Source organism: Bradyrhizobium sp. BEA-2-5, assembly GCF_032918025.1.
Taxonomy (GTDB): Bacteria; Pseudomonadota; Alphaproteobacteria; order Rhizobiales; family Xanthobacteraceae; genus Bradyrhizobium; species Bradyrhizobium pachyrhizi.
Genome location: NZ_CP136629.1, coordinates 1,165,750 through 1,181,802 on the forward strand (window position 1 = coordinate 1,165,750; position 16,053 = coordinate 1,181,802).

The window sequence follows — 16,053 nt, forward strand, 5'->3', positions numbered from 1 at the left end:
ATCGCATTTCGTCGCCCAAGTGTGATTTCGCGCGCGTGCACGCGGCACTGGTCCCGCGGAAAACCGGTTTCCACTTTTCCGGATCATGCTTTAAAATCCCCGGGGGGAAGGATAACCGCATCACATGAGTTTGCAGTCCGACGATACGTCGCCGAATGGCTTTGCCGCGCGCCCGCGCGGCTGGCTGCGCGCCGTCATCGTCGCGCCGCTGGCGGTTGCCTTCGTCGCCGCGGCGGTCGGCTTTGTCGGCTTCCTCTCGCAATTGCGCGGCGTCGAGACCGACCCGCCGCAAAAGGCCGACGGCATCGTGGTGCTGACCGGCGGCTCCTCGCGGGTATCGGACGCGATGGAGCTGCTCGCTGCGGGCTACGGCAGGCGGCTCCTGATCTCCGGCGTGCATCCGACCAACGACGCCAGCGACATTTCCCGCTCTGTGCCGGACAGCAAGGGGCTGATGAGCTGCTGCGTCGATCTCGACCGCTCGGCGCTGAACACCCGCAGCAACGCGGCGGAGACGCGGCGCTGGGCGCGCGAGCGCGGGTTCAAATCGCTGATCGTGGTCACCTCCAACTATCACATGCCGCGCGCGCTGGTGGAATTCTCGCATGCGATGCCACAGATGACGCTGATCCCGTTCGCGGTGGTCGGCGACAAATGGCGCGAGGAGCCGTGGTGGACGAGTGGCGCGACGTTCCGTCTCTTGCTATCGGAATACGCCAAATATGTCGCCGCGGAGATGCGGGTGCGGCTGGCCGATCTCGGCCTTGACCTGACCTCCGAGCTCGCCGAGCCGGCTGCCGCGCCACGCCGCCCGGCGACGGCGCAGGCGAATTGATGTATCAGGCACCGTCATTCCGGGGCGATGCGCAGCATCGAACCCGGAATCTCGAGATTCCGGGTCCGGTGCTGACGCACCATCCCGGAATGACGGTGTAAAGGATAGTGTTGAGAGAATGACTTCGATCTTCCTGCGCTCGCTGATCTTCAACGTGCTGTTCTATCTCGTGCTGGTGGCGCTCTGCGTCATCGCGCTACCGGCGCTGCTGCTGCCGCGAGGGGCGTTGATGGCGCTCGAAGCCGCGTGGGCCAACATCAGCCTGTTCCTGATGCGCGTGATCTGCAACATCAGGATCGAGTTTCGCGGGATCGAGAAGATTCCGAGCGGGCCGCTGATCGTCGCCTCCAAGCACCAGTCGTTCTGGGAGACGTTCGCGCTGGTGCGCTTCTTCGAGCATCCGCTGTTCATCCTCAAGCGCGAGCTGATGATGATCCCGGTGTTCGGCTGGTACCTCAAGAAGGTCGGCATGATCTCGGTCGAGCGCGGCGGCGGCCCGCGCTCGCTGATCAAGACGCTGAAGCGCGCCGCGGCCGAGGTGAAGCTCGGCCGCCAGCTCGTGATCTTTCCGGAAGGCACGCGCCGCGCGCCGGGCGCGCCGCCCGACTACAAGACCGGTTTTGCGCAGATCTATTCGTCGTGCGGCGTGCCGTGCCTGCCGGTCGCGCTCAACTCCGGCCTGTTCTGGCCCCGCCGCACCTTCATGCGCTATCCCGGCACGCTGGTTGTGGAATTTCTCGAACCGCTGCCGCCGGGCCTGCCGCGCGATGAGTTCATGACCCGCTTGCGCGACCAGATCGAAACCGCCACCACCCGCATCGTCGAGGCCGGCCGCGCCGAGCAGGCGAAATTGTTCGGCGTTGTGCCGAACGCGGCAAAAGGGTAGGCGCAGCACAAGCTTTGGTGCGGTTGCTGCCGCGAATTTCGTGCCCGCGTTTCGTCGGTCCTTACAGAAATCGTCATGCCCGGGCTTGTCCCGGGCATCCACGTTTTTGGTTTGGCCCGAAGCAAGACGTGGATGGCCGGGCACAGGCAAGCCGAAGCGACGCCGTCCTTCGGACGGCTGTGCCCGGCCCATGACGATGCGGAGAGTTACCGTATCGCGAACGGGGTCGCCACTACTGACCGGCCGCCGCGTCGGTGTTGAAGGTCTCGCCTTGCGGCACCCAACTCTTGCCGTCGAATGTCGCTATCTGCATCTGCGTGAACGGCGCATAGCGGTCCGGCCGCGTCGAGATGGCGATGCCGGGCAGCAGCAGCGGCGCGACCACCTTGTTGAGGTTGGTTGCCTGCTTCAGCAAATTCTCGCGCGTCAGATCATCGCCGCACATCTCGATGACCTTCACCGTCATATAGGCCGAGATGTAGCCGGTGACATTGCTGCCGTCGGCGATGTCGCCCTGCGGGTACCACTTTGCCAGGAAATCCTTGAACTCCTTCACGTCGGCCGCGTTCTCCCAGGTGGGATCGGTCGGCGTTTTGAACGCGAGCGCGGTCAATAATCCCTTCGAAGCTTCTATGCCCGCCGGCTCCATGACGCCCTTGATCGATGAGGAGACGCTGACCACGTAATTCAGCGGTTTCCATCCGAGCTCGTAGACCTTGCGTATCGCCTGCGCGCCGAACTTGGGCGTCGCCATCGTGAACAGCGTGTCGGCGCCGGAGGCTTTCAGCGAGACGATCTGCGAATCGACCGTGGGATCGGAGACCTCGTAGGTCACTTCCTTGACGATCATCGTCTTCGCCTTGTCGCCGAGGCCATCCTTCAGCCCCTTGACGTAATCCTTTCCGGCATCATCGTTCTGCGAGAACACACCGAGCTTCGCGTCGGGCTTGTTCTTCAACAGATATTTGGCGAAGATCATGCCCTCCATCTGGTAGGGCGGATAAAGCTGGGTGGTCCACGGGAAGTTCTTCGGGTCGTCCCATTTTGCCGCGCCCGTCGAAATGAAGATCTGCGGGACCTTCTTCTGGTTCAGATATTTCTGGATCGCTGAATTGGTCGGCGTGCCGATGGTACCGATGATCGCCAGCACCTCGTCCTGTTCGACGAGGCGCCGCGTCTGCTCCACGGTCTTGGGCGGCGAATAGGCATCGTCGAGTGAAATCAGCTTGATCTTTCGGCCGTTCACGCCGCCCTTCGCGTTGATCATCGCGTAGTAGGCTTCTTCGAGACGCCCCTGGGTGCCGTAGGCGGACGCCGGGCCGCTATAGGGCATGGTCTGGCCGATCTTCACCTCGCTATCGGTGACGCCGGGGCCGTATTTCTTGTCGGCGAGGGCAGGCTGGGCGGCGGCAAGCATGAGCGCGCAGAACACTGCGCGCGAGTAACGAAACGTCATGGCGAATCTCCCCAAGTATCGGCCACGCTCTTCGGCGTGTGCCCTGACGCTCATGATCGCTGCTCCACCCTGCACGTCAAGTGCGACAGCTCGGCGCGCGGGTGCCGTCGTACCTCTGTCCGTCCGGGAGCGGTGAAGCGAGCGATGTCAGTGCCGAAAACTCACCACATCACGAACGGGTTCGCCGGCACGTCCGTCGCGGTCGAGATCCAGACGATCTTGGTCTCCTGATATTCGCGGACCGCGTCGATGCCGCTTTCGCGGCCGACGCCGGGCTTCATGCCGCCGAACGGCATCATGGAGCTGGTCGCACTGATTTAGCCGCGCTTTCTTTGCCCTGCTTCAGGATGGCGTAGCGCGTCGACGACCACCTTGAATGCGGCCGAGTTCTGCCGGGATGTCGGGTAGTAGATAAAGTAGCCCTCGAACTTCGGCGACCAGTCGTCGAGCACCACGACGAGCTCGCCCGACTGGACGTGTTGCGCCACCAAGTCCTCAGGAACGTAGGCGATGCCGAAACCCTTCAGGGCGGCATCGATCATGGCGCGAGAGTCATTGAAGGTCACTTGCCCCTCGACGCGCGCCCGGAGTTCGGCGCCGTTCTTGGCGAACTCCCACACGTAGTGACCACCCGCCGCCTGACGTCGCTTGATGCAGATGTGCTTGATGAGATCTTTCGGATGCCTTGGTTTGGGGTGCTCTTTCAAATAGGTGGGAGAGGCGACCGCGACCAGCCGCCAGTCCGGGCCGATCCGCACCGCGATCATGTCTTTCTCCACGCTCTCACCGAGACGGATTCCAGCATCGAAGCCGTCCTTGACGATGTTGCGGAACCCGGTGTCGAGACTGAACTCGACCTTGATGTCAGGATATTTTTTCAGGACCGACGACAGCCTCGGCCAGACGGCCTTTTCCAGCGCATGGTCCGAGAGCGTGATCCGGATGGTGCCGGATGGCGTGTCGCGCAGCGACATCAGCGCCGCGATGTCACGCTCGATTTCCTCGATGCGCGGCGCCAGTGACTGCTGAAGACGCTCGCCCGCTTCGGTCAGACCGACGCTGCGCGTCGTGCGCGTGAGCAGCCGCAGGCCCATCTGGGATTCAAGGCGCTTGATCGTATGGCTGAGTGTCGATTGCACGATGCCCAGTTTCGCCGCGGCCCTGGTGAAGCTGCGTTCGCGGGCGACGGCCACGAAGGCCAGTAAGTCATTGAAATCCCGGCTTGCCATGGCCCGTCAATATTCATGGCCTAGGTCGATTAATGCAAGCGAATTATGGCAGCTAATCGAACACCGTGGCGGGCTCTATGTGTTGCTGTGAACAGCGCCAACTGGGCGCTTCTCTGAACATGGATGCCCGATGGACGCCACGATCAATCAAAAGACAACGCAGCCAATGGCCGCATGGAGCGCCGTCTTCGCGATGACGCTGTGCGCCTCGACCCTCATCGCGTCCGAGTGGATGCCGGTGAGCCTGCTCACGCCGATCGCAACAGGTCTTGAGTTGACCGAAGGACAGGCCGGGCAAGCCATTTCCGTGTCCGGCTTCTTCGCAATCCTGACCAGTCTTTTCATCTCGGCCGCAACGCGTGGCGTCGACCGGCGCACCGTCTTGTTGTGGCTGACCAGTGTCATGCTGATCTCCGGCGTCGTTGTCGCGTTCGCGCCCAATTATACGGTCTTCATGGCAGGGCGCGCGCTTGTCGGGATGGTCGTTGGCGGATTCTGGTCGATGTCCGCCGCAACGATGATCCGCATCGTGCCGGGCAAGGACGTGCCGCGCGCGCTGGCGGTTCTCAATGGCGGCAATGCCCTCGCGACGACGATTGCCGCGCCGCTCGGCAGCTTTCTCGGTCAGTATATCGGCTGGCGCGGCGCGTTCTTTTGCGTGGTGCCGGTCGCGGCGCTGACCTTGTTTTGGCAATTCGTCACGCTTCCCAGGATGCCGAGCCGTGAGCGGGCGAGTGCGGCAGCGGCATTCAAGGTGCTGCGCCGGCCTGGAGTTCCCTACGGCATGCTCGCAGCGGCGCTGTTTTTCCTCGGGCAATTCGCACTTTTCACGTATTTACGGCCATTCTTCGAAACGGTAACGCGCGTCGATGTCACGACGATCTCGGCACTGTTGCTTGTGATGGGCGTCGCGGGTCTGATCGGCACTGCACTGATCGGTGTAGTCATCCGCGATCGCCTCTATACGTTCCTCGTATTGATGCCGTTCGCAATGGCCGTAATTGCCGTTGCCCTGATCGCGACGGGTTCGTCACTGGGCGCCACGGCGGCGCTGATGTTCCTGTGGGGCTTCATCGGCACGGCTGCACCCGTTGGCTGGTGGACCTGGCTGAGCAAGGCCTTGCCCGACGACGCGGAAGCAGGCGGCGGGCTGATGGTCGCGGTGGTCCAACTGGCGATCACGGCAGGTGCTGCGGGTGGCGGCGTGCTTTTCGACAGCAGCGGCTATCAGGCCACTTTTCTGTTCAGCGCCGTCATCCTCGCGCTGTCGTCGTTGGTGATTTTGGTCGGAGCACGCCGTCGCAAGGCCGACGCGCAATGCGCTTCTTGTGCGTCGGCAAGTCGGGCTGTGTGACGCAGCGTCCTCGCGGGATTTCCCCACGTCATCGGAAACGAATGCAGGCCCAAAGTCATTGGCATCAGTCGGAACGACAGCATCAAGGAGGTATTCGATGCAAATCAGACCAGCAGGTTCACAACCTTCAGCCCGCGGCCCCGCCGAGTATTTCACCGGCACCGTCCGTGTTGATCTCTTGTTCCAGGCCGCAGACCCTGGGCGCGCCTCCGGCGCCCACGTCACCTTTGAGCCCGGCGCGCGGACCGCATGGCATACGCATCCCTTTGGTCAAACGCTCATCGTGACGTTCGGCCGCGGTGCGTACAGCGCTGGGGCGGCCCGATCCAGGAAATCCGTCCAGGCGACGCGGTGTCGTTCGAACCCGGCGAGAAACACTGGCACGGTGCGTCGCCGACGACGGCGATGTCCCATATCGCCATTCAGGAAGCGCTCAATGGCAGTCCGGTCGAGTGGATGGAGAGGGTAACCGACGAACAATATGGCGCTGGCACTGCGGCCGAATAGATGAATATTGCGGCGTTGTCATTGAGGTCGGTAGCGAGGTCGTTCGAGAGGCAGGCCCTGTTCTTCGGGCAACGGCGCATGCTCGGCGGTCCTGCCCACGTCGGCCGTTTCCTGCCTGACCTGATGGACCGGGTGCTCAAAGACCGCATTCAGCCCGGCAAGGTCTTTGATCTAACGCCGCCGATCGAGCAGGTGGCGCAGGGTTATCGTGCCATGGACGAGCGCCGCGCGATCAAGACGCTGCTGACCGTGTGACGGCAGCTATGGCGAATTCGATGACTGCGCAGGCTTGGTGCACCTCTCCCGCCGGGGAGAGGTGCTGAGCCCCGTCACCGCATCACGAACGGGTTCGCCGGCACGTCCGTCGCGGTCGAGATCCAGACGCTCTTCGTCTCCTGATATTCGCGGACCGCGTCGATGCCGCTTTCGCGGCCGACGCCGGAGTGCTTCATGCCGCCGAACGGCATCATGTAGCTGATGGCCCGGTAGGTGTTCACCCACACGGTGCCGGCGCGCAGTTGCTTCGGCACGCGGATGGCGCGCGCGAGATCCTTGGTCCAGATGCCGGCGGCGAGGCCGTAGATCGTGTCGTTGGCGATCCGGATGGCGTCCTCCTCGGTGTCGAAGGAGATGATCGACAGCACCGGCCCGAACACCTCCTCGCGCGCGATCCGCATGGTGTTGTCGACGTCGGTGAAGATGGTCGGTTCGACGAACTGGCCGCCCTTAATGCCGTCGCCGGAGGCCGGCTTGCCGCCGAGCAGGCAGCGCGCGCCCTCGGCTTTGGCGATGTCGATATAGTCGAGCACCTTCTTGTACTGCGCCGGCGTCGTGATCGGGCCGACATTGGTGTCTGACTGCATCGGATCGCCGATCTTGGCGGACTTTGCCAGCTCCAGCACCCGCGCGACGAATTTCTCCTTGATCGAGCTCTGCACCAGGAGGCGGGATCCCGCGATGCAGGTCTGCCCCGTGGCGGCGAAAATGCCGGAGATCGCGCCGGCCGCGGCGGCGGTGAGGTCGGCGTCCTCGAACACGATGTTGGGCGACTTGCCGCCGAGCTCGAGCGAGACGCGCTTCAGGCTCTTGGCCGCGGTCTCGTAGACCTTTGCGCCGGTCGTGTCCGATCCTGTGAAGGTGATCTTGGCGACGCCGGGATGGGCGATCAGCGCGGAGCCCGCCTCGGGACCGAAGCCGGTCACCACGTTGAAGATGCCGTCGGGAATTCCGGCCTCCCTCGTCAGCGCGGCGAATTCCAGCGTGCTGGCCGAGGTGAATTCCGACGGCTTGACGACCACGGCGCAACCGGCGGCGAGCGCGGCGGCGCATTTCCAGGCGACGAACAGCAGCGGCGAATTCCATGCGGTCAGCGCCGCGACCACCCCGACCGGCTCATGGGTCGTGTAGGCAAAGGTCTCTGCCTTGTCGATCGGCACCACGCCGCCCTCGAGCTTGTCGACGAGCCCGCCGAAATACCACCACCACTCCGGATGGTAGCGCAGCTGGCCGAGCATCTCGGCCATCAGCTTGCCGTTGTCGCGCACCTCGATTTCGGCGAGGCGCTCGGCATTGGCCGCGACGAGGTCGCCGAGCTTGCGCATCACCTTGCCGCGTGCGGAGGCCGTCATCTTCGCCCAGGGGCCGCGCCACATCGCCTCATTGGCTGATTTCACCGCCTTGTCGGCGTCGGCGGCCGTGCCGCGCGGAATCTTCGCCCAGGCCTCGCCGCGATAGGGATCGATGCTGTCGAACCATTCGCCATTGGCGGGGTCGACATACTGGCCGTTGATGTAGAGCTGATAGGTTTTCATGACATCCTCCCGCAAGGCGATGGTTCTGGTTGGCGGAACGCTATCACGCATTGCGCGACGCCGTCATAACGCAGTCACGTGAGCCGGGTTGCAGCCGGGGCGGGCCGCTATCGGTCGTGCGGCGCGGCCAGCTCGGCCGCAATGATCGCGCCGAGCGCCATGTCGCTCTGCTGGCCAAAGCCGTGATGCACGATGTTGCCGTCGCGGCCGATCAGGATGCTGGTCGGCGTTCCCTGCATGCCGTAGCGCTGCATGGTGACCGGGATCGGCGTGCCTTCGCCGGCCTCGTCGACGCCGATCGGGAAGGTCAGCCGGTACTCGTGGATGAAGGCCTCCAGCGACACCTCCGTCATCGCCGCGTGGTGCTCGAATACGGTGTGCAGCCCGATCACCTGCAGGTCCGAATGCCTGAACAGCTCGAACGCGCGCTGGGTCTGCGGCGTGCCGTGCGCGACGCAGCCGGGGCACAGCATCTGGAACGCGTGCAGCAGGACCGGCCGGCCGCGCAGCCCAGCCAGGGTCAGTGGCTCGCTGGTGTTGAACCAGCGCGACGCGGCGATTTCGGGTGCTGGAGTCACAGCTGGGTTCCTTGCGTCTGCCACCTCGCGGCAGGGTGGCAAGATCGGCGCGGGTCTGTCAACGACCGGCGGCGCTTGATGCCGCGGCCCGGCGTGCGCGGCGCGCGGCGCGGCGGCGCTGGGTCCAGAGCCTGGCGCGGTCGAGATAGAGATAGACGACGGGCGTGGTGTAGAGCGTCAGGATCTGGCTCAGAATCAGCCCGCCGAAGATCGCGATGCCGAGCGGCTGACGCAGCTCGCTGCCTTCGCCGAGGCCGATCATCAGCGGCACCGCGCCGAACAGGGCAGCCAGCGTCGTCATCATGATCGGCCGGAAGCGCATCAGGCAGGCCTCGTAGATTGCATCGCGCGACGACAGCCCGCGCTGGCGCTCGGCATCGAGCGCGAAGTCGATCATCATGATCGCGTTCTTCTTCACGATGCCGACCAAGAGGATCACCCCGATCATGCCGATGATGTCGAAATCGGTGTGCGACAGCATCAAGGCCGCCACCGCGCCGACGCCGGCCGATGGCAAAGTGGAGAGGATGGTCAGCGGGTGGATGTAGCTCTCGTAGAGCATGCCGAGCGAGATGTAGATCGTCGCCAGCGCGGCGAGGATCAGGAACAGCTCGTTCGCCAGCGCCTGCTGGAAGATTTTCGCGGAGCCCGCAAACCCGCCGGAAATGCCCGCGGGCATGCCGAGCGCGTGCATCGCGTTCTCGATCGTGGTTGTCGCCATGCTCAGCGAGACGCCCGGCGGCAGGTTGAACGAGATGGTGCTCGAGACCAGGAGATCCTGGTGGTTGACCGAAAGCGGCGTCTCGCCGTGCTCGAAGCGCGCGACGCTCGACAGCGGGATCATGGTCTCCGCGGTGGTGGAGACCGCGGTACCGGTCGATGCGACGCCCTTGCCCGTGGCACCGATCGAATTGGTGGCCTGGTTGCGCACCACATTGGCGGCGACCGCGCTGACCGAGCTTTTTTGCGAGGACGAGGCCATCGTGCCGGCCACCGCATTGGTGCTCTGCGTGCCGCTCGCCGAGCCGCCCGAGGTCGAGATATAGACCTCCTTCAGGGTTTGCGGGTCCTGCGAGAAGCGCGGCGCGACCTCCATGATCACGTGATACTGGTTGCGCGCGACGAAGATGGTCGAGACCTGGCGCTGCCCGAACGCGTCATAGAGCGTGTTGTCGAGCTGGCTGACCGTGATCCCGAGCCGCGAGGCGGCATCGCGATCGATGATCAGATTGGCCTGCAGCGCCTTGTTCTGCTGGTCGCTGTTGACGTCGGCGAGCGTCGGCTCCTTCTGCAATGCCGCGACGAGCTTCGGCGTCCACTCGTTCAGCTCCTCGTAGGTCGAGCCCTTCAGCGTGTACTGATACGCCGCGTTGCCCGAGCGCCCGCCGGCGCCGAGGTCGCCGATCGATTGCAGGAACAGGGTGGCGCCCGCGACGCTTGCCAGCGGCTCGCGCAGCCGCTCGATCACCTTGTCGGCGCGCAGCCGGCGCTCGGCCATCGGCTTCAGCGAGGCGAACACGGTGCCGGTGTTGGTGCCGCCGGGACCCACCCCGCCGCCGCCCGTGAAGCCGACCGCGGTGTCGACCGCCGGATCCGACTTCACGATGTCGATGAACTGGGTCAGCTTCTGCTGCATCAGCTGGAACGAGGTGCTCTGGTCGGCCTGGATCGAGCCGACCAGCAATCCGGTGTCCTGCTGCGGCACGAAGCCTTTCGGCACCACCTTGTAGAGATGGAAGTTCAGATAGAGCGTCGAGCCGAGGATCAGCATCACCAGGAGCGGATGGCGCAGCGCGAGGCCGAGCGTCGCGCGGTAGCCGTTCAGCATCAGCTCGAAGATGCGTTCGCTGATCCGGTAGATCCAGCCGTGCGGCCGGCCCTCCTCCTTGCGCAGCAGCACCGCGCACATCATCGGCGTCGTGGTCAGCGAGACCACCAGCGAGATCACGATCGCGATCGTGATGGTCATGGCGAATTCGCGGAACAGGCGGCCGACCAGGCCGCCCATCAGCAGGATCGGCACGAACACTGCGATCAACGACACGCTCATCGACAGCACCGTGAAGCCGACCTCGCGGGTGCCGAGCAGCGTGGCCTCGAGCCGCGACAGCCCGGCGTCCATGTGGCGCGTGATGTTCTCCAGCACCACGATGGCGTCGTCGACCACGAAGCCGGTCGCCACCGTCAGTGCCATCAGCGAGAAGATATCGAGCGTATAGCCAAGCAAATACATCACGGCGAAGGTCGCGATCAGCGACACGCCGACCGCCACCACCGGGACCAGCGTCGCCCGCGCATTGCGCAGGAAGGCGAACACCACCAGGATCACCAGGGCCACCGCGATCAACAGCGTGATCTCGACGTCGTGCAGCGAGGCCCGGATCGTCTTCGAGCGGTCCATCGCGAGGGTGATGTCGACCGCGGGCGAGACCGAGGCCTTCAGCTGCGGCATCAGCCCTTTCACGGTGTCGACCATCTTGATGATGTTGGCGCCCGGCTGCCGGTACACGATCATCACGACGGCCGGCTTGCCGTTGGAAACGCCGAGCGTGCGCACATTCTCCACGGAATCGATCACGTCGCCGACATCGGTCAGGCGCACGGCCGCGCCGTTGCGGTAGGCGACGACCAGCGGCCTGTAGTCGGCCGCCTTGCGGGCCTGGTTGTTGGCGTAGATCTGGTAGCGCTGGTTGCCGACGTCGAGGCCGCCCTTCGGGCTGTGCGCATTGGCGCTACTGAGCGCGGCGCGGACGTCCTCGAGCCCGATGCCGTATTTGTACAGCGCCGGCGGGATCAGCTCGACGCGCACCGCCGGCAGCGAGCCGCCGCCGACCGAGACTTCGCCGACGCCCTCGACCTGCGACAGCTTCTGCGCCAGCACGGTCGAGGCGGCGTCATAGAGCTCGGCGGGCGTCAGCGTGTCCGAGGTCAAGGTGTAGATCAGGATCGGCGCCGAGGCCGGGTTGAACTTGCGGTAGGTGGGGTTGGCGCGCAGATTGGTCGGCAGGTCGGCGCGCGCCGCGTTGATCGCCGCCTGCACGTCGCGCGCGGCGCCGTTGATGTCGCGGTCGATATCGAACTGCAGCGTGATGCGGGCGGAGCCGAGCGAGGACACCGAGGTCATTTCGGTGACGCTGGCGATCTGGCCAAGGTGACGCTCGAGCGGGCTTGCCACCGTGGAGGCGACGTCGGCGGGGCTCGCGCCGGGCAGGGTCGCCTGCACCATGATGGTCGGGATGTCGACGTCGGGCAGCGGCGACACCGGCAGCTTGAAGAACGCAATGATGCCTGCCACCACGAGGCCAAGCGACAGCAGCGTGGTGCCGACCGGCCGTCGGACAAAAGGGGCGGAGAGGTTCATCGAATTTGCGAGCGCTGTTTGCGGATCAGCTTCTATCCGTCCGCGCCGCGATGCAAAAGCCTAAATGTCACAGGGCGGTGCCATATGTCCGCCGAGATTTCTCTGGCCGCAACAAACGCCCGACGACGGCCGCATTCCCGATCGTGTGGTTTGCAACGACGCGGATGCGGGCTACTTCGCCGCATTCTGGCTCGCGCCGACGAAGTAGAAATCCTCGCTTCCCGGCACCGAACCATAGCTGAAGGGCTGTTGCCGGCGATCCGTCGCCGCCATGACATCGTCGCGCACGAGGTCGAATAGCTTGCGGATCTCGATCCGCGGCGTCTGCATGCGCTTGATCAGGGCCGTCACGAACGGGCTGTGACCACCGTCGCCGTCGAGCGCGACCTGGCCGTGCTTGGCGGCGTAGACCACCAGCGTGCCGCTGTCGGGTTCGACCTGGGCCAGGCCCCTGCCGATCGAGCGCGACGCGACGGTGCGCTTGATCTGGTTGGCGAAGGGATTGTCGCGGCAGGCATCGAGAATGACGAGATGCAGCTTGCGTGCACCTTCGGTCGCGCCCAGCACCTGGGTCAGGGCAACCGCCTCGAACGGCACATCGCGGTCGGTGGCGAGTTTCGCATCGACCGGCACCAGATAGTTCTCGCCCGCCATCTCCATGCCGTGCCCGGCATAGTAGATCACCGCCCAGTCCGCGCCGTCGGCCGCGTTGGCGAACGACTTTAGCGCCTCGACCAGGCTGTCCCGCGTGGCGTCGTTGACGAGGCGGACATCCTGAAAGCCGATGGCGCGCAGCGTATTGGCAATCGCCGCTGCGTCCTGGCCAGGGTTCGGCAGCACCGGCACGGAGCGATATCCGGAATTGCCCACGACCAGGGCGACGCGCCGCTCCGACATTGCTGCCTTCTGACCCGCGCCGATCGGCGCGATCGGCACAACCGCGGCGATCGCGGGGGTTGGCTTCGCCGCACCGTGATCTGCGATCACGCTCTTGTCCGTGGTGGCGACCTTGTCCAGCCGTTGCAGGCCTTCTTTGGCGATGCGCGGGCCCTGCGTCCGGTCGAACTGATCGAGCCCGATGACCTCGAGCGCGTGGCGGAAGTCGGCGCGCGCACCCTCGATATCGCCCTTCTTCTCGTCGGCGAGGCCTCGGCGTGCGTAATTCAGCGCGCCCTGCGCATTGAGTTGCGTGGCGCGGTCGTAGTCGCGCATGGCCTGATCGAGCTCGCCCTTGCCGGCCAGCGTCAGGCCGCGCAGCGAGTAGAACTCGGATTGCCCGTCCTGGATTGCTATCGCGCGTTCGATATCCCGCGACGCATTGTCGATGTCGCCGGCGCTGATCTCGACCACCGCCCGGCAATAATACGGGCCGCCTGCGCGCGGCGCGGCCTTGATCGCATCCTGGCAATGCAGCGCCGCGAGCCGGTCCTTGCCGCGGAAATCGTAGACCAATGCGCGATTGACATAGGCGTACCAGGAATTGGGATCGAGCTCGATGGACCTGCCGTAATCGGCCAGCGCGCGATCGTAGTCTCCGGTGGCGACGAACAGCTCGGCGCGATTGTTGAACCAGCCGGCGCTGAACGGGCCGGCTGGCTTCAGCCGGATCGCCTGATCGAAGTCGCTCAGCGCGCGGTCATAGTCCTGGTTCTGCAGGGAGACCTTGGCCCGCTGGCCATAGGAGGGCGCAAACGACGGATTGATCGCGATCGACTGATCGTAGTCCGCCCTGGCTTTCTCCAGATCGCTCTTGTTATGCCAGGCGAGCGCCCGGTTGTAATAGGTGATCGAAAGGTCGCGTCCCCTCGGATTGGCCGCGATCAGGCGGGTGCAGGCGGGGATCGCGAGCTCCGGGTCCGGATCCCTGGCGTCGCACGCCGCACCATCCTCTCTCAGACCTGCATAAGATGGGGAATTCAGCAGCAGCAGCAGGCCGATTGCGGCGAGCTTGGGCAATGAGAGGCGCATTCCGGTCATTCCAATTCAGCGACCGGAAATTGAGACCACAATGTTGTTCGCGCCGTGGCGAAAAATGCGCGAGCGAGGTTCCGCGCCTCAGCCCGGGTCCAGCCTGTCAGCCGCGCGCGCATCGCGATGCAGCGTGCCCGCATCGTGCAGCATTGCCGCGAGCTGGTGCAGCTGCGTGTCGCGAAAGCCCTGCTTCTCGATCGAGGCCACGGTCGAGAGCACATAGTCGCGGTTGTTGCCGGAGCGGCCATGGCCCTGCAGCACCAGGCGCTGCTGCTCGGCGAGCGACAGCCGGCCGGCATATTGCGCATGGCCGCGGTCGACGACGTAAGCGAGCGCGGAGACGCGCTGGCGCGCATCGTTCTCCAGCCACACCGAGCGCATTACCTCGCGATAGACATTGGTGGTCTGCTCGCGTCCGCGCAAATAGGCGATGGTGTCGTGGCGCAGGCGGGCGGCGACGCGGAAGGCGATGCCGCGGCAGGCGCCGCCGCGGTCGAGCCCGAGCACCAGGCCCGGCTTTTCGGGCGTGCCGCGATGCACGAAGGAGTAGACGCACAGCGCACGATGCTCGCCCACCAGCCGGGCCGGGACGCGTTCCTCGAAGTCGAAGCCCGGCCGCCACATCAGCGAGCCGTAACCGAACACCCAGAGGTCGCCGTCGGTTTCGGAATGGGGAGGATTTGCTGACATCGCGCTGATGGGCTAGCAGAACGGGCCGTCGAAGCGAAGCGGATTCCGTGATGTTTCCAAGGCTTGCTGAAGGCTCGCTCAAGGGTTGCTCGGGGCTTGTTCAAGGCTCGCGGCCGCTTAGATTTTGACAAATTCGCCCGCCAAAGGACCTGCATGTCGGATCAGACCTCCGCCCCCCGCCGCCGCTCGCGCTTCGGCCTTTATGCCGTCCCAGTCGCGGTCCTGATCGCCGCGGTGCTGTGGAGTGCCTTCTGGTTCTTCGCCGCCTCGCAGGTCGGCGTGCAGGCCGATGCCTGGCGCGCGCAGGAGGCGAAGGCCGGCCGGGTCTATGATTGCGGCGACCGTTCGGTGGCGGGCTACCCGTTCCGATTCGAGGTCCGCTGCACCGATCCGAGCGTGATGCTGGTCTCGCAGACCGCCTCGCCGCAGATGGCGTTCGTGGCGCGGCTCGCCGAGATACTGGTCGTGGCGCAGGTCTACGATCCCAAGCTCGTGATCGCCGAATTCAAGGGCCCGGCCACGATCGCCGAACGCGGCGCGCAGCCGACGCTGTCGGTGAGGTGGAGCAAGGCACGGAGCAGCGTTGTTGGGCTGCCGGCGGTGCCGCAGCGCGCCTCGCTGGTGTTCGACGATCTCGCCATCGACCGCACCGGCGGTGCCGCGCCGGCGCCGCTGGCGCGGGTCAATCACATCGAGCTGCACGGCAGGCAGGTCGACGGCCCGGCGCCGGACAGTCCGGCGATCGAGACCGTGCTGCAGATTGCCGGCGGCACCTTGCAGGAGGTGCATCCGCTGCTCGCCCAGCCGTTCAACGCCGACATCCATGCGCGTCTCAACGGCCTGAAGGATTTCTCGCCGAAGCCCTGGCCGCAGCGCTTCCGCGAGATCCAGGCTGCCGGCGGCCATATCGAGATCGTGCAATCGCGGATCCAGCAGGGCGATGTGCTGTCGGTCGCGGCCGGCACGCTCCGCCTCAACGCGCAGGGTCGCCTCGACGGCGAATTGCAGATGACGGTGACCGGCCTCGAGCGCGTGATCCCAGCGCTCGGCATCGAGAAGATGCTGGAGGAGGGCGTGCCACAGGCAACGCTCGACCGCGTCGCCCCCGGCGTGAAGTCGCAGGACCTCAACAATCTGTTCGGCGCGCTCGACCGCGCCGTGCCCGGGCTCGGCAAGGTCATCAAGCAGAACGCCAATGCCGGCGTCGCCGCCGGCATCAATTCGATCGGCACCGAGAGCACGCTCGAAGGCAGGAAGGCGCGAAGCTTCCCGCTGCGCTTCGCCGACGGCGCGGTGTTCTTGGGCCCGCTGAAAGTCGCGCAGATCCCGCCGCTGTTCTGAGCCGCGGCGGATTGCGCTGACGCGAGCTCGCCCA

General features: G+C 65.2%; 12 protein-coding genes and 2 pseudogenes. 6 read left to right on the forward strand and 8 right to left on the reverse strand.

What is annotated here, in order from left to right; all coding sequences use genetic code 11:
- The first annotated feature begins 124 nt into the window (after positions 1–124).
- A complete protein-coding gene (locus RX327_RS05320; protein WP_317249677.1) occupies positions 125–835 on the forward strand; it encodes a YdcF family protein in 711 nt (236 codons plus the stop codon).
- Positions 836–953: 118 nt separating this feature from the next.
- Positions 954–1,721, forward strand: a complete 768-nt coding sequence (locus RX327_RS05325) for a lysophospholipid acyltransferase family protein (RefSeq protein WP_317249678.1) — start codon at positions 954–956, stop codon at positions 1,719–1,721.
- A 232-nt stretch (positions 1,722–1,953) separates the two neighbouring features.
- Here the strand turns inward: RX327_RS05325 and RX327_RS05330 are convergent, their stop codons facing one another.
- From RX327_RS05330 to RX327_RS05340, 3 genes are all read right to left on the reverse strand, one after another.
- Positions 1,954–3,177, reverse strand: a complete 1,224-nt coding sequence (locus RX327_RS05330) for an ABC transporter substrate-binding protein (protein WP_028333601.1) — start codon at positions 3,175–3,177, stop codon at positions 1,954–1,956.
- Between the two features lie 161 nt (positions 3,178–3,338).
- Positions 3,339–3,476, reverse strand: a complete 138-nt coding sequence (locus RX327_RS05335; RefSeq protein ID WP_317249681.1) for a hypothetical protein — start codon at positions 3,474–3,476, stop codon at positions 3,339–3,341.
- 18 nt (positions 3,477–3,494) lie between these two features.
- Positions 3,495–4,406, reverse strand: a complete 912-nt coding sequence (locus RX327_RS05340; protein WP_050385667.1) for a LysR family transcriptional regulator — start codon at positions 4,404–4,406, stop codon at positions 3,495–3,497.
- Positions 4,407–4,536: 130 nt separating this feature from the next.
- Between RX327_RS05340 and RX327_RS05345 the strand changes: the two genes are divergently transcribed.
- From RX327_RS05345 to RX327_RS05355, 3 genes and pseudogenes are all read left to right on the forward strand, one after another.
- Positions 4,537–5,760: an MFS transporter gene (locus RX327_RS05345; protein WP_050385666.1), complete on the forward strand. Its 1,224-nt coding sequence runs from the start codon at positions 4,537–4,539 to the stop codon at positions 5,758–5,760.
- A gap of 97 nt (positions 5,761–5,857) precedes the next feature.
- Positions 5,858–6,267, forward strand: a pseudogene (locus RX327_RS05350) (cupin domain-containing protein).
- Positions 6,268–6,306: 39 nt separating this feature from the next.
- Positions 6,307–6,522 (forward strand): annotated as a pseudogene (locus RX327_RS05355) (IMP dehydrogenase); the annotation flags it as partial.
- Positions 6,523–6,596: 74 nt separating this feature from the next.
- Here the strand turns inward: RX327_RS05355 and RX327_RS05360 are convergent.
- The 5 genes from RX327_RS05360 to RX327_RS05380 all read right to left on the reverse strand — a co-directional run bounded on the left by RX327_RS05360 (position 6,597) and on the right by RX327_RS05380 (position 14,678).
- The gene (locus tag RX327_RS05360) at positions 6,597–8,078 is read right to left on the reverse strand and encodes an aldehyde dehydrogenase (RefSeq protein ID WP_050385665.1); all 1,482 of its coding nucleotides are present in this window, start codon (positions 8,076–8,078) and stop codon (positions 6,597–6,599) included.
- Positions 8,079–8,185: 107 nt separating this feature from the next.
- The gene (locus RX327_RS05365; protein WP_050385664.1) at positions 8,186–8,656 is read right to left on the reverse strand and encodes a peroxiredoxin family protein; all 471 of its coding nucleotides are present in this window, start codon (positions 8,654–8,656) and stop codon (positions 8,186–8,188) included.
- 58 nt (positions 8,657–8,714) lie between these two features.
- The gene (locus RX327_RS05370; RefSeq protein WP_317249682.1) at positions 8,715–12,017 is read right to left on the reverse strand and encodes an efflux RND transporter permease subunit; all 3,303 of its coding nucleotides are present in this window, start codon (positions 12,015–12,017) and stop codon (positions 8,715–8,717) included.
- Between the two features lie 171 nt (positions 12,018–12,188).
- Positions 12,189–13,985, reverse strand: coding sequence for a caspase family protein (locus tag RX327_RS05375; RefSeq protein WP_160321771.1), 1,797 nt, complete (start codon positions 13,983–13,985; stop codon positions 12,189–12,191).
- An 87-nt stretch (positions 13,986–14,072) separates the two neighbouring features.
- Positions 14,073–14,678, reverse strand: a complete 606-nt coding sequence (locus tag RX327_RS05380; protein ID WP_317249683.1) for a gamma-glutamylcyclotransferase — start codon at positions 14,676–14,678, stop codon at positions 14,073–14,075.
- Between the two features lie 153 nt (positions 14,679–14,831).
- Here RX327_RS05380 and RX327_RS05385 point away from each other — a divergent pair, with 153 nt between their 5' ends.
- Complete coding sequence (locus RX327_RS05385; protein WP_317249684.1) at positions 14,832–16,019, forward strand: DUF2125 domain-containing protein; 1,188 nt, start codon at positions 14,832–14,834, stop codon at positions 16,017–16,019.
- Positions 16,020–16,053 lie beyond the last annotated feature (34 nt).

What these genes read in the sequence shown, in the direction of transcription:
- RX327_RS05385 (WP_317249684.1), top strand. Translation starts at nt 14,832, where the DNA reads ATGTCGGATCAGACCTCCGCCCCCCGCCGCCGCTCGCGCTTCGGCCTT.
- RX327_RS05370 (WP_317249682.1), bottom strand. Translation starts at nt 12,017, where the DNA reads ATGAACCTCTCCGCCCCTTTTGTCCGACGGCCGGTCGGCACCACGCTG.
- RX327_RS05375 (WP_160321771.1), bottom strand. Translation starts at nt 13,985, where the DNA reads ATGCGCCTCTCATTGCCCAAGCTCGCCGCAATCGGCCTGCTGCTGCTG.
- RX327_RS05380 (WP_317249683.1), bottom strand. Translation starts at nt 14,678, where the DNA reads ATGTCAGCAAATCCTCCCCATTCCGAAACCGACGGCGACCTCTGGGTG.
- RX327_RS05335 (WP_317249681.1), bottom strand. Translation starts at nt 3,476, where the DNA reads ATGATGCCGTTCGGCGGCATGAAGCCCGGCGTCGGCCGCGAAAGCGGC.
- RX327_RS05345 (WP_050385666.1), top strand. Translation starts at nt 4,537, where the DNA reads ATGGACGCCACGATCAATCAAAAGACAACGCAGCCAATGGCCGCATGG.
- RX327_RS05320 (WP_317249677.1), top strand. Translation starts at nt 125, where the DNA reads ATGAGTTTGCAGTCCGACGATACGTCGCCGAATGGCTTTGCCGCGCGC.
- RX327_RS05360 (WP_050385665.1), bottom strand. Translation starts at nt 8,078, where the DNA reads ATGAAAACCTATCAGCTCTACATCAACGGCCAGTATGTCGACCCCGCC.
- RX327_RS05330 (WP_028333601.1), bottom strand. Translation starts at nt 3,177, where the DNA reads ATGACGTTTCGTTACTCGCGCGCAGTGTTCTGCGCGCTCATGCTTGCC.
- RX327_RS05340 (WP_050385667.1), bottom strand. Translation starts at nt 4,406, where the DNA reads ATGGCAAGCCGGGATTTCAATGACTTACTGGCCTTCGTGGCCGTCGCC.
- RX327_RS05325 (WP_317249678.1), top strand. Translation starts at nt 954, where the DNA reads ATGACTTCGATCTTCCTGCGCTCGCTGATCTTCAACGTGCTGTTCTAT.